Source organism: Mycoplasma sp. 6243 (assembly GCF_051200785.1).
Taxonomy (GTDB): Bacteria; Bacillota_I; Bacilli_A; order Mycoplasmatales; family Metamycoplasmataceae; genus Mycoplasmopsis.
In genome coordinates this window covers 739,777-753,080 of record NZ_CP195154.1, presented here as the reverse complement: position 1 = coordinate 753,080, position 13,304 = coordinate 739,777, and the positions used below count along the sequence as shown (strand labels likewise).

The following is a 13,304-nucleotide window of genomic DNA, read 5'->3' as shown; positions in this document are numbered from 1 at the left end:
ATTGAGAGTAAGATATATTCGAGTTTATTTTTTCATTATATAAAAACAAACTCAAATATGAATCTGTTGAACTCTTCCCGTCGCTGAGTGAGGAGTTTTTTATTATTATAATCTTCTGCTAATTTCTTTATCTCTTCATTTGAGTATTTTCAAGCATGAATGTTATCTCTATTCTTATGAAGAACAAATTTTTTAATAAACTTCTTCTCCCTTTTATATAATTTTCTTATATTTAATAACAGTTACGAGAGATTTTCCGATTTTTTTGCTAAACTCTGTATTGTTAAATCACTAAATTGCATTACTGTTTGTAAATTTATCAGTCTTGTTTTTTCGAAATTAGATAATTCAAAGTTATTGTTCATTATTAAATCCTTACAAAATTATATACTATAGTAATTAGTAAAATTTTGTTTAATAATTCACGAATTATTTCCAATTATTATATTCGATCAATTTCAACAAATAAATTTATTATAAAAATACTTATATTTTTTTCTTTTGTATATAATTTACACATGCCAGAATACCCAGAAGTCACAGTTGTACAAAAATCTTTAAACAAGCACATTAAAAATCAAAAAGTAACTAAGGTTGAAGTAAAAATTACCAAACTTATTAAAAACACTGATACACAATGTTTTATTAACTTTTTAGTTAATAAAACGATTATCAATGTTGAAAACTTTGGTAAATTTTTGGTATTTAATTTCGATGATAAAAGTCGTTTAATTTCGCATCTAAGAATGTCTGGTAAATATTTTATTAGAGAATTAAATGATCCACTTTTATATACTTATAAACATGATTGTATATACTTTTGGTTAGAAAATAAAGTCTTAGTTTATAATGATTCGCGGATGTTTGGTTCATTTGAAATAATTGAAAATACAGACAAAAGAATTTTATATCAAATTAAAAATCTAGGATTACTTCCGGCTGATACAGATGTGGATAAATTATTCGAAAAACTAAGGCACAAAAGCATTAGTATAAAAAAGGTTCTCCTCGATCAATCACTTGTTCTAGGAATCGGCAATATCTATGCTGATGAATCTTTACATCGTTCTAAAATATACCCCATGACACCTGCTAATAAAATTAGTAAACAAGAACTTAAAACTTTGCTGATGAATGCTCAAAAAATAATGGATGATTCTATTGTAAAAGGCGGAAGTAGTATTCATACATATTCTTCTGTTAATGGGATAACTGGTAAGTTTCAAAATGATTTGTGTGTTTACGGAAGAGAAAAGAAGCAATGCTTACAATGTAAGAAAACAGATATAATAAAAGTAAAATTAGATTTTAAAGAAAACGGTCGAGGAACATCATATTGTCCTAATTGCCAAAAGGAGAAAAGTGTCTAAAAAATTAACTTTAGTTATTGATATGCTTAATGGTTTTACAAAATTTGGTCCTTTATCTAGTCCAAGAATTAATTCGATTATTCCTAATATTGCTAATGTTTTGAAACATTCTGAAAATATTTTGTTTGTCTGTGATGCTCATTCTGAAAATGATTTAGAAATGCAGCAATACCCTATACATTGTTTAAAAGGTTCTGATGAGGCAAAAGTTGTTGACGAACTCCAACCATATTTAGATTCTAAAAATGCTAATATTGTTTATAAAACTACTACAAACGGATTTTACGATGTTGATCCAAAGTTTTGGGATCTTTATGATGAATTTGAATTCGTAGGTTGCTGCACCGATATTTGTGTATTACAGTTTGTTCTTAGTTTAAAAACTTGATTCAATAAAATTGGTAGTGACAAAAAGATTTCAGTTATCTCAAGTGCTGTTGAAACATTTGATACCCCAGAGCATAATGGGGGCATTATGCACAATAATGCTTTAAAACTCATGGAAAATGCAGGGATTAAAATTGAAAAATAATACATTAGATTTGCACGGTGCATACACACAAGATGCAAAACCTAAAATCCAAGAAATGATAATGGATTTAGAAGATTTAAGAGTATCAGAAGTTGAAATAATCACCGGTAAAGGTAGTGGTGCTTTGCAAACTACTTTAGAAGATTTTATTCGAAACTATAACAAAACACATAAAATAAAGTTGGTTTATAAAACTATAAATCAAGGTGGTTCATATCTTATTTCATTAGAACAGCAAGATAGATTTTCATTCGATGAATATCATTATTATAATGCAATTAAAAAAAGAATTTCAGATGACTTTGATAAAATGGTTTCTGAGTTTAAGAAATAATCCGTTTATACTATAAACAAGGAATAAACGGATTTTAATATCAATTATTTCGTTGCAATAAAATTTTCTCATTTAACTCTTGTTTCTTTGTTTGAATTTCTTCTTTTCTTTTATTAACAATAAAAATCATTTGTTCTAAAAATAAGTCGCGCATTACTCTATCATTTCATATTTTCTTAGATAACCTAAGTGAAGGTAAAATTTCAATCGGAATTTCTTGCGAACCTTTAATTTTATGAATATCATCGTGTTTTATTAATAAGGGTGGATTTTTTTCATTAGTTAAACTTTTTAGATATTCGATATATTTATCATAGGTTAATATTTGTGCATTTAATGACTGAATTTCACGACGTATATCAAAAATTTTACCTATTAATTTATGTGCTGTAAACTTATTTTTATATAAAAATGCTAATTTCTTGCAGTCATCAAGGTTATATATTCTGAGATCATTATGCATCTGGTTTTTAACTTTTGCATCTATATGATATATATTTCTTCCATCTAACAACATTGCTAAACCATATCAACAGGCAATTCTACCATCTTCGGTATTTTGTTTTATCATAGATAAAACAGGGTGTTTTATAGTTTTTGCAATGTTTTTAATATTTTCAAAATACTTAGAAGTAGAAAATATTGAATCTGGGACAACATTATCAAGCTTAACCTGGATAGTTGAAAACTTTTTAACTGATATTTTAAAAAGTTTCTCCATAATTCAATTTTCTGGTCCAGCTCCTCAACCATAAAATACACAATTTGATGCAACAGGGATAAATTCTTTATCACCAATCAATGTTTGTATATCTTTTGTTATTTTCTCTCTAAGTTGAATTAGTGCTTTTTCATATGTGATATTTTTAAAACGGATGATTCCAAATCTGTTTTTGTAACTACCACCCTTAAAAGTTCCGATAGAATAACAATAAGGTAAATCTTTATGGTAATTTACACTATCTTTAAGTTTGCTCTTGTGAATATTTAAATAATTAACTGTAACTGCTTCAAAATCAATAAAAAAGATTTGTTTTTCCATATTATTCCTTTATTTTTAAAATTTCTATTTTTGATTTTATAAGCTCTTCTTCTAGTTCTGCAATTCTATTCAACTCATTTTCTAAAGACTGTGCTTGTGCTAAGATCGGTTTAGTTACTGGATCTTTTGGAGCGAAAAGTTCACAGGTTTCATTAGCTGCAATAACTGAAATATCATGTGTGTTTATTTCTTTTGCTATATTTATAATTTCATTTTTATCATAGGTTAAAAGTGGTCTTAAAACAGGTAAATTTGTAACACTACCAATTGTATACATTGATTCTAGGGTTTGCGAAGCTACCTGCCCTAAGTTTTCACCATTAGAAATACCTAAATACCCATATTTTTGTGCTAACTTATCTGCAATACGGTAAAAACTGCGTCGCATTAGATTGATTTTGTATGCAGGTTTTGACACAAATGAAATATAGTTCATCAGATGTGAATAATCTGCCTGAATCAAATGTGAACTTATTTGATATTTATTTAAAACTTTAACAAGTGATATTATTTTATTAACAGTTTTTTTATCAGTTTGTGGTGGAGTTAAAAAAGTAAGAAAATCAACTTTAACTCCTCGCTTCATCATCAAATATGCAGCAACAGGAGAATCAAATCCACCAGAAATTAAGTGCAAGACTTTACCAGATATCCCTACTGGCAATCCTCCTAATCCTTTAATATATTCAGAAAAGACATATGTATATTTATTGCGAACTTCTAGATAAATTATTTGATTCGGATGATGCACATCTACTTTGGTTTTTGTTTTACTTAAAATAAATCCACCTAATAAGTTATTTAATTGTGCTGAATTATATTCAAATTTCTTATTATTCCTTCTTGCTTCAATTTTAAAGGTTTTAGAATCAGGTTTTAATAACTTTAATGATACTTCTTTAAATGCTTCTAACGAATTTTCTACTACCAAAACAGGAGAATACGAACTAATACCAAATACATAATTTAGTTTCTTTATATTTTCCTCACTATAAGGTAGATACATTCGATCAAATTCTACATCAGGTTTTATACCAACTATATGTGTGATGTTATTTGAAAGTTGATTGATAAATAACTTGCGATTACCTTTCTTTAAAACTAACTCTCCGTACCGAATTAAAATTTTATTATACATATATCTCCTAACTTGTTTTTAGGTAGTTTTTCAGTTTAAAATAAGAAATTTTATACTCATTGTTTTCTATATTAATTTTAAGGTTAAATAATTGGTTTTTTGATTCATTTTTTTTATTTTCAAATCTTGGATTTTCCATAATATATATCGATAAAGCATCATACATTTTTTTATATTCTAAATTTTCTGAAAGAACTTTTATTAAATTTATTATAGAACTAATTCAGTTGTTTCATCTTTGCTTTTCATCAGTATAAATAAGTTTAAATTTATTTTTGTTAAAATGTTCAAACTCTTGCCTTATATGTTCCTTCTTGATTTGAATACTTTTTGTTTTGGGTAAATTTTCGTTAGATATTAAAGAGTAATAAATATTCTGAATTCGTATAATTTCTTTATTATATCCATATATTTTTGCTTCTCTTTGATTTTGTTTTTGTCTGTAAATATTTATCTGTATTTGTTCAAATTTTTTTAAAACTTCTGATGTTTTCTCTAATAAGTCATCTGCACTCTTGCTATCTTTATAAAGGTTTTCAACAGATGTTTTTAAATTTGAAAAATCATCTTTATTACTTTTACCACTTAAATTAAGCGACAAAAGTTTTTGATTAATATTTTCTAAAAGGTTTTGAATTTTTTCTTTATTATCAAGTAAATATGACTTAATCCAATTTATCTTATTTGTCTCTATTTCATGAATAAACATTACTTTATAAATCTTTTTTACTTTATCGATTGTTACTAATGTATCTTGTTTTTTTCACTCTTCTGTTTGCTTTTTTCAACTTTTACTTAATTTAGTATAAAAATCAACATCTTGTTTTTGGTTTATTTTGCTATTAATAAGAGATGATAAATGTGCATATAAAGCAAAATCTAATTTTTCAGAAGCATAAAAAAACTCTATAAGTTTGTTTCCATATTGTCTTAAATTATCAAAAACACTTCTTAATTCTTCAAAATTACCAAATCTTTTTTGTTTATCAGCTTTAGTCACAGTTGTTCTTATATCTTCTATTTTCTTTTGAATATACGGATGAAACTGGATTCCATTATATTTTGTGTTGTTTAATGAAATAATTAAATCATCAGTTACATCTAAAAAAACTGCTACATTTTGCTCAATATCATTTCATTTAGTCGTAAATGGCTGCGATTTTTTATCAAATAACATTTGTTTTTTTAGATATAACTTATATTTTTTTCTTAATTTAAGAAAAAAACCATATGTTTTAATAAGCTTTCGATGTTCATTTTGAATATTATATAGACTTTGTTGTTCTTTAAATTCCGAACTTATTGTTTTCAATGTTTTTTGAATTTCGGTTAAATCAGAATAAATACTTATATATTCATAAACATTATTTTGTAAAGTGTTTACTTTTTTTAAATTATTGATATTGTCATTTTGATATGATGATATTTTATAATCCATATTTTGGGCGTTTTTATGCATCAAAATAAAAAAAACAGACCTTAAAAAAAGGACAAATAAAAATGTTATTAAAGTAATTAAAATTGATATTACAATTCAAAAAACTATATGCATTTTACTCCTATATATATTATAAAGAAATAATTATATTTGGAGTATTATTTTAAAATTATCTGAAATATTATTCAAAACTTTACATAGTTACAATGTATAAAAATTATATAGCATAAAGCAGGATTAATCACTTTTTTACCAGTTTTTTTAATACCATAAAAAGTTTAATTTAAGATTTTTCTGTTTACTTTTTATAATAAAACACCTTTATATAAAAATATAAAAAACAAAATCTGAAAAAGTGACTTGTAGCAAATAAAATATTTGCGTATCTGCCACAGATATAAAGTTTTTTTGTTTCTTTTTTTCAAAAAGAAAATTCCTCACCTATTTTGCTAGTGTAGGCGGGGTTAGAGGTGGTAAAGTGAGAAACCCTTAAAAACATTTGTAGAGTGTATGTTTTAAACGATTTTCCTGTAAAGGAAAATCCTGAAGACTGCTTGTGGTAAAATATTCATAAATTTTGTTTGTTTGATTTTATAAATTTGTGATGTTATCGAGTTTTTTACGAGCATCTTCTGAGTTCATCTAGTATTTGTTGCAATATTTTTATTTCATCAGCCTGTATATTTATCAGATGAAGCAATTTTTCTAATTTTTAAATCAAGTAATTTATTAAAGGAGAAACCACTCGAAAGAAGTCTTGATATGATTTATACTTCTTTTACCCCTAATGCGAGCGTTTTTCAGAATGCTATTTTCTCATAATGAGTCATATCTTTTGTAGATATCGGTTTTGCTTCATATCTTTTATTTTTGGTTCTAAAATATAATTTTTCGTCTGTTCCTATGACAAATTTTATATCTGTGCTGCTATTAATTTTAATTCTTTTGTCATTTTCATAGGGTGCATAATTTACATTATTATAAGTTACTGCAGCAGCATTAATTTTTCTTTTTATCTCTAAATCAAAGTAATTTTCTAGGTATTCTTTATGTGGTTGTCTAAAGAAATTACTTTGTGGATTTTGTATAACACTTTTTCTTGTAATATTTAAATAATTCATTAATTCACCTATATTTTGGTTCAATTCTTCAATTGTTTTATAATTGTGGTCTTTTATTCAACTTGGAATTCTCTTTTGTGCAAAATCTCAAAAACGTTCAATATGTGGTTTTCCGTTTGATTCAGAAGTGGTTATAAATTCTATTCCTAAATCTCTTACTAGCATTATATGTAGAAGCATTTGATTCAGCAGAATTATAAAAATTCTTTCTGTTATCTGTAATAATCATTTGTGGAATTCCATAATTATTTATCATTTTTTCAATATTTGATTGATGTCCATTTAATGATTCTGCTTTTTTCTCAAAATGTAATGACAAAATTAAACCTGTTGCTACATCAATGGAACCAATTAATGTTATTTCTTTATTATTTAAGAATTTGTGTGAGCATCCATCTATTTCTACCCTTTGACCAAATGAGAAATTTCGTCTTTGTTCGGTTCTAATTACTTCTTTTTCTTAGGTTTTTTAAAAACCATATTATCAAAAAGATATTCCTTATTCGTTAATTTTGCATACTTTACATATTTTTTGCAGAATTTTTCGCTACTTTTATAAGCAAAAGCAGATGTAACACCTAATTTTATTAGTCTTTTATGAAATTGAGAGTAAGATATATTCGAGTTTATTTTTTCATTATATAAAAACAAACTCAAATATGAATCTGTTGAACTCTTCCCGTCGTTAGTGAGGAGTTTTTTATTATTATAATCTTCTGCTAATTTCTTTATCTCTTCATTTGAGTATTTTCAGGCATGAATGTTATCTCTATTCTTATGAAGAACAAATTTTTTAATAAACTTCTTCTCCCTTTTATATAATTTTCTTATATTTAATAACAGTTACGAGAGATTTTCCGATTTTTTTGCTAAACTCTGTATTGTTAAATCACTAAATTGCATTACTGTTTGTAAATTTATCAGTCTTGTTTTTTCGAAATTAGATAATTCAAAGTTATTGTTCATTATTAAATCCTTACAAAATTATATACTATAGTAATTAGTAAAATTTTGTTTAATAATTCACGTATTTGGAGTATTATTTTAAAATTAAGTTCACGGTTGCCGGTATCCCTACTTCGTATGCTACTTTTTCAAATTGATTAATATTATATTGGTTTGGTTTTCCAGGATATAATAATTTTTGATAAACTGCATCGGTAGATTTTTGAATTCTTTTGGTAACAAGATATAAAAATTCAGGTGACACAACAACTTTATTATTTTTATAAATTAGTTTGATAATAAAATGTCCAAAGAATAAATTAATTTCTTTGATACCATCCTTTACATTTGTAATTGCTCTAGAAAAATTGTTATAACCAATACCAAAAATTCTAGGAAATCTTGTATGTGTATGTGGTGCTAAATTCGCTTCATTTAACTTAGATAAACCTATATTATGTAAATAATATGCAGAGTGTCCATATTCGCTTGTTTGTGGTAACAAATATCATTTTAAGAACTTAAAACTAAATTTATCTAAATTACTTAAAAAACTCATTCAGTTGTTTGATAATAATTCACTTAATTTTGATTCATTATTTTGCACTTGTAAAAATTGATTTTTAAATTCGTTTCAGTTTAATTGTTCATCTTGTTTAGGATTTTTGATATTAAAATATTCTGCAACCTTTAAAATATTTGCATTTTCTTTGTTTATATTTAAGTCTTCTTGATTGCTATTTTGATTGCAACTTATTGCTGTTATCGGAATAATTTGTAAAGTAAGTGCTGTAAAAATTTTTTTCATCGATCTCCTATATTACTATTTAGTAATATTATATTACAAATTATTTTTTGGTAAAATATTACAATCAAATACTTGAAATATTACTATAAAAAGTAGTAGAATAAAGATATAAAGGAGTTTTTATGAAAAAGAAAATGAAATTTTTTTCTTCTATCTTACTTGCTTCATCTTTTTCAATCGCAGTTGCTTGTTCTAATCAAACTACAACTGAAAACGCTAAAGTAGTAGATATAAGTTATTCAAATTTATCTTCTGATTCAGTTAAAATTAATATTAAGTTTAATCATTTATCAAAAAATCTTGATTTAACTAAATTTAAATTAACTTTGAATGATATAACAAATGTTTCTTTTAAAAACAATGTAACTTTAAATACCATTAGTGTGCAATTAAATCATTTGAAAAGTAATTTTTCTTATCAAATTACCGATATATCTATAAATAATATATCTTATATTAATGGTATAAATAAGTCACAATTAAGTTTTAAAACACTTAATACAAATAATAATGATCAAACTCCATCTGATAAAAATCCAAGTGATGGTAAACCTGGGCAATCAAAAACTGATGCTAACATCGTCAATATAAGTCATCTGAATATTACAAAAAATTCTGTAGATATTGCTGTTAAATTATCAAATGTTCCTAATATTGAAGTTGATAAGTTAGATGTATCCATAAATCCATCTGATGAAGCATCATTTAGCAAACAAATAGATAGCAGCGATCCAAATTCGGTTATCGTGCATATCAGTGGATTGAATCAAAACACCCAATATACCATTTCAGATATAAAATATGATAATGTCTCAATAAAATCAACTTATAATAATAGTGATGATTTTACTTTCAAAACCCTTGAACCAGAGCAACATAACTCTAACCAAAATCCACAAAAAGAAAATGAACCAACCATATCTATTAATAACATTTCGACACAAAATATAACTTCGACATCTGCAACCTTAAAAATTAAATGGCTATATATGTTTTAAATGTGTTTTATTTGAAAATAATGTATAATTTAGTAATGTCAACAAAAGATGAAAAACTCAAACAACTAAAATTAATAACAAATTCATGAATAAAGTCATTTACTGACCTTCCGAATGATGTTAAAGAAGTATTAGCATCTTATATTACTTCATGAAATAATAGTAAAGATATAACAATAGAAAAAAACCTAAATATTGTCATAGATAGTGGATCTGTAAAGATACACAAGCACGGTTCAACAAAACAACATCGTCTCGTTATAGAATGTTTAGATTGTAAGAAAACTTTTAGTAATTGCACTGGAACAGTTTTTGAAAGGCTAAGAAAAACACATCGATTTAAATATCAAATGTTTCTTGAGTGTCATTTAAAGAAATTAACACTTAAAGAAACTGGCATGATTTGTGGAATTAATTTAAAAACAAAACTTTTGTTTGAAGACATAAAATTATTAGATTTTATTAAATCTAAGCAAAAAGAATCAGATGTCAGTAGTGGAATAATCGAACTTGACGAAATATATTTTCTTGATGTAAAAAAAGGTAGACACAAGAACGGAATAGGTAGAGCAGCAAGAAAACGTGGAAAATCTTTATACTATAACTCAAAAAGAGGTATAAATAGTGATTTAGATTGTGTTTCTACTATGGTTGATAGAAATGGGGAATCGCAAATTTCTTATTTAGGAAAAGGTAAAACCTTCTGCAGAAAAACTATATTTTTGCTTTTAAATACAAAGTTAAAAATCCTGAATCTGCAAAAATTTATAACTGATGGGGAAACATCATATAAACCTTTTATAAATAAGATAGGTGCATCTCATTATATTGTTGGTGCTTCTAAGAAAAAATCTTTTGTTTATAAAGAAAATTCAGATAAAACAAAAAGTGTAAGGGAAAAATTACATATACAAAATGTTAATAATTTTCATCGCAAGATTAAAGAATTAATTGAAAATGTATATAACGGAGTTTCAAGTAAAAATTTAGATAAGTATATAAATTGGGTAAAGTGAACAAGAATAAACAAAGGAAATCATTATTCAATGATGATAAACTTTAAATAAATTTTTAACAAGCAGGTAAAAATAAGACAAAAAGATTTTTTGGATTCTTAAAATATAACAAAAAATAAGAATTTAAATTAAATAATAAGTTGTTTTTTAGTTTTTTAACAAAAACATTTAAAATTATTTAAAAACACACATTTAAAACATAAATAGCCAATTAAATTAAATAATATTTCAGATTTTAATATAAATAAATTATCTATTTCGTTAAATCCTTCTGATAATTTTACAATCTCTAAGCAACTTGATACTAATAATCTAGATACTGCTATTGTTAGTTTAAGTGGTTTAAGTTCAGATACAAATTACAAAATCACAGAAATTCAATATGACAATACATCACTTAAAGTTGCTGATGGTTCATCAAACCTTAGTTTTAAAACTTTAGTTGATTCAAGTAAAACAAATAACAGCGGACAAAATAACCAGGATAATAATGAAAATAAACCTGTAAATAAACCAAGTGAACCAGACAATTCACAAAGTTCACAAAATCCTGGTTATACCCTTTCTGCTGGACAAGAAGAAGCAGAAGCATCAAAAGATACAACTCCACAAATTCAAGCCCAAATTGGGACCTTAAAAAAAGTTGTGTATTCATAACTGAGTTATCTTCACAAAAAAAGTTTTTTAAAAAATATTAAAAAAGAGTGAAACTCCTTTAAAATTGTATGTGAAATAAAACAAAGGAGAACACATGACAGATATTATATCAAAAAATTTGTTAATTTCAGAAAAGATTAATGAAATAAAAGAAAATGGGTTTAAATTCGTAGCAGAATTTTCAAGAGATATCATTACTAATATAATGAATGCAATCTTAAAAGAAGAGTTTGATGAGAACTTAAAATTTGAATTTGAAAATTCTAAATATGAAAAGAAAAATACACGAAATGGTTATTATACAAGAACGACTAGATACACCTATTGGAAAAGCATTGCTAAAATGTTCCAAGAGATAGAGCAGGAAGAATTAAAAGTAAAATTATTTACCAGATATAGTCGAAGAAGTGATGATCTTACTCAGATGATAATGTCCTTTTGCAAACTAGGTGGTTCTTATAAAGAAATCACTGATTTCATTGAGAATTCTACAGACATAAAAATGTCAAGACAAACAATTTCTAATATCTTTACTACTACAAAGGAAAAGGTAGATGAATTCCAAAATAGAAAGTCTACCAAAGAAATTTCAAGCAATTTTTCTTGATTCTACTTACTTTTCCATCAAACGAGGAAGTTATGCAAAAGGAAGTTTATAAATATCGTTATGGGAATTGACGAAAATGGTTATAAGCAAGTGCTAAACTTTGAAATTTGTCCAAATGAAAACAAAGGAATTTTTAGAGAATTATTACTAAAAATCAAGGAACAAGGTGTAGAAGAAGTTGAAATTTTTGTCTTTGACGGTTTACCTGGTTTAGAAAATGTTGTAAATGAAATTTTTCCAAAATCTAAGACTCAAAGATGTCTTGTACACATTCAAAGAAATATTGTGTCTAAAGTAAGGGTTTCTGATCGTAAAGAAATTTCTAATGATTTTATGTTGATTGCAAAACGAAGTAATATATTTGAAGCACAAAAAGAACTAGAAAACTTTGTATCAAAATGAACTATAAAAGGTTACAAAAAAGAAGTCTCATATCTTTTGCAAATGCAAAATTTATTAACATTTTTTGATTTTCCACCTGAAAAGCGTAAATCTATTTATACAACAAATCCAATCAGATCCTTAAACTCGAATATGAAATTGATTTTAAAAAGAAAAGTTTCATTTCCTAATACGGAAAGTTTATCACTGCTTTTAGCACATATTTTTGATAACTGAAATATTGACAGAAGTTTTAGAGCAACAAACGGATTTAGAAATATTGGTTAAACTTCGATTTGGTATTGAAAAACCTGCAAAATATAAAGCAAAAGAACAAAAGATTACTTTTGTTCGCTTTATTTTGCGGGTTTTTCAAAAAAATTTTTAAATTTTTCTGATAAGATGCTATTATATATACTACTTACCTTTTTATAGGATATAACTTAGATTTTATTAAAATACACAAGAATTTTTATAATGTCCCCAAATTAGCGATTACGGAAATGCATATGATTTACAAAATGCAGATGCTATCCAAAGTAGTGAGTTAAATATTCATAATTCTACTAACTTTTCTGAATTAGAACAAAGCAGTTTAAATAGCAAAGATCACTGAAGTACATATTTTAACTATCTAGCTTCACCAACTGCTAAAAGTACATCTAATGATGCCGAATCAACATTACATATTGATTCGGCAAAAACAACCGATATTTCAAGTATTTCCGAAAATAATTCAACCATTACAATAACTTTTAATGATGCAAGCATCACTACTGCAAAAGTTTTAGTTAAAAGTTTTGACCAACACAATAAATGGAGTAAATATATTGATTTAACCAAAAATTCAAGTAATTGAACTTTTCAAAGTAATTTATTAAGCAATTATCAAAATCAATATGTTATTACCGAAGCAA

The 13,304-nt window shown here is 25.5% G+C and carries 14 protein-coding genes; 6 read left to right on the top strand and 8 right to left on the bottom strand.

Translation table 4 applies throughout. The features are described from left to right. Positions 1–242: 242 nt before the first annotated feature. Positions 243–365, bottom strand: a complete 123-nt coding sequence (locus tag ACR82Z_RS03055) for a hypothetical protein (protein WP_435128362.1) — start codon at positions 363–365, stop codon at positions 243–245. Positions 366–518: 153 nt separating this feature from the next. On the opposite strand from ACR82Z_RS03055, the gene mutM reads away from it, so the two are divergent. The 3 genes from mutM to ACR82Z_RS03040 are packed head-to-tail and all read left to right on the top strand — an operon-like array spanning position 519 to position 2,236. Continuing rightward, complete coding sequence (gene mutM, locus ACR82Z_RS03050) at positions 519–1,370, top strand: DNA-formamidopyrimidine glycosylase (RefSeq protein ID WP_435128619.1); 852 nt, start codon at positions 519–521, stop codon at positions 1,368–1,370. Continuing rightward, on the top strand, positions 1,363–1,902 hold the full coding sequence (locus ACR82Z_RS03045) for an isochorismatase family cysteine hydrolase (protein WP_435128616.1): 540 nt from the start codon (positions 1,363–1,365) through the stop codon (positions 1,900–1,902). The genes mutM and ACR82Z_RS03045 overlap by 8 nt, the downstream gene beginning before the upstream one ends. Next, positions 1,892–2,236 (top strand): Smr/MutS family protein, encoded by a 345-nt coding sequence (locus tag ACR82Z_RS03040; protein WP_435128613.1) that lies wholly within the window; start codon positions 1,892–1,894, stop codon positions 2,234–2,236. Before ACR82Z_RS03045 ends, ACR82Z_RS03040 begins: the two co-directional genes overlap by 11 nt. Before the next feature lie 34 nt (positions 2,237–2,270). On the opposite strand, the gene ACR82Z_RS03035 is transcribed toward ACR82Z_RS03040, so the two are convergent. From ACR82Z_RS03035 to ACR82Z_RS03010, 6 genes are all read right to left on the bottom strand, one after another. Beyond that, on the bottom strand, positions 2,271–3,278 hold the full coding sequence (locus ACR82Z_RS03035) for a hypothetical protein (RefSeq protein ID WP_435128610.1): 1,008 nt from the start codon (positions 3,276–3,278) through the stop codon (positions 2,271–2,273). A gap of 1 nt (position 3,279) precedes the next feature. Further along, positions 3,280–4,416, bottom strand: a complete 1,137-nt coding sequence (gene thiI / locus ACR82Z_RS03030; protein WP_435128607.1) for a tRNA uracil 4-sulfurtransferase ThiI — start codon at positions 4,414–4,416, stop codon at positions 3,280–3,282. A gap of 7 nt (positions 4,417–4,423) precedes the next feature. Beyond that, positions 4,424–5,854, bottom strand: a complete 1,431-nt coding sequence (locus ACR82Z_RS03025) for a hypothetical protein (protein ID WP_435128604.1) — start codon at positions 5,852–5,854, stop codon at positions 4,424–4,426. A gap of 767 nt (positions 5,855–6,621) precedes the next feature. Further along, complete coding sequence (locus tag ACR82Z_RS03020) at positions 6,622–7,155, bottom strand: hypothetical protein (RefSeq protein ID WP_435128601.1); 534 nt, start codon at positions 7,153–7,155, stop codon at positions 6,622–6,624. 663 nt (positions 7,156–7,818) lie between these two features. Beyond that, positions 7,819–7,941 carry a hypothetical protein gene (locus ACR82Z_RS03015; RefSeq protein ID WP_435128362.1) on the bottom strand — a complete coding sequence of 41 codons (123 nt, stop codon included), beginning with the start codon at positions 7,939–7,941 and terminating at the stop codon, positions 7,819–7,821. 73 nt (positions 7,942–8,014) lie between these two features. Continuing rightward, positions 8,015–8,728: a hypothetical protein gene (locus tag ACR82Z_RS03010; RefSeq protein ID WP_435128598.1), complete on the bottom strand. Its 714-nt coding sequence runs from the start codon at positions 8,726–8,728 to the stop codon at positions 8,015–8,017. A gap of 122 nt (positions 8,729–8,850) precedes the next feature. On the opposite strand from ACR82Z_RS03010, the gene ACR82Z_RS03005 reads away from it, so the two are divergent. The 3 genes from ACR82Z_RS03005 (at position 8,851) to ACR82Z_RS02995 (ending at position 12,675) form a co-directional block, all read left to right on the top strand. Beyond that, positions 8,851–9,726 carry a hypothetical protein gene (locus tag ACR82Z_RS03005; RefSeq protein WP_435128595.1) on the top strand — a complete coding sequence of 292 codons (876 nt, stop codon included), beginning with the start codon at positions 8,851–8,853 and terminating at the stop codon, positions 9,724–9,726. Positions 9,727–9,761: 35 nt separating this feature from the next. After that, entirely contained in the window at positions 9,762–10,793 is a 1,032-nt protein-coding gene (locus tag ACR82Z_RS03000; RefSeq protein WP_435128592.1) for an IS1595 family transposase, read from the top strand. Between the two features lie 700 nt (positions 10,794–11,493). Beyond that, positions 11,494–12,675: an IS256 family transposase gene (locus ACR82Z_RS02995; RefSeq protein ID WP_435128589.1), complete on the top strand. Its 1,182-nt coding sequence runs from the start codon at positions 11,494–11,496 to the stop codon at positions 12,673–12,675. Between the two features lie 342 nt (positions 12,676–13,017). Here the strand turns inward: ACR82Z_RS02995 and ACR82Z_RS02990 are convergent, their stop codons facing one another. Further along, entirely contained in the window at positions 13,018–13,272 is a 255-nt protein-coding gene (locus ACR82Z_RS02990; protein WP_435128587.1) for a hypothetical protein, read from the bottom strand. Positions 13,273–13,304: the final 32 nt, after the last annotated feature.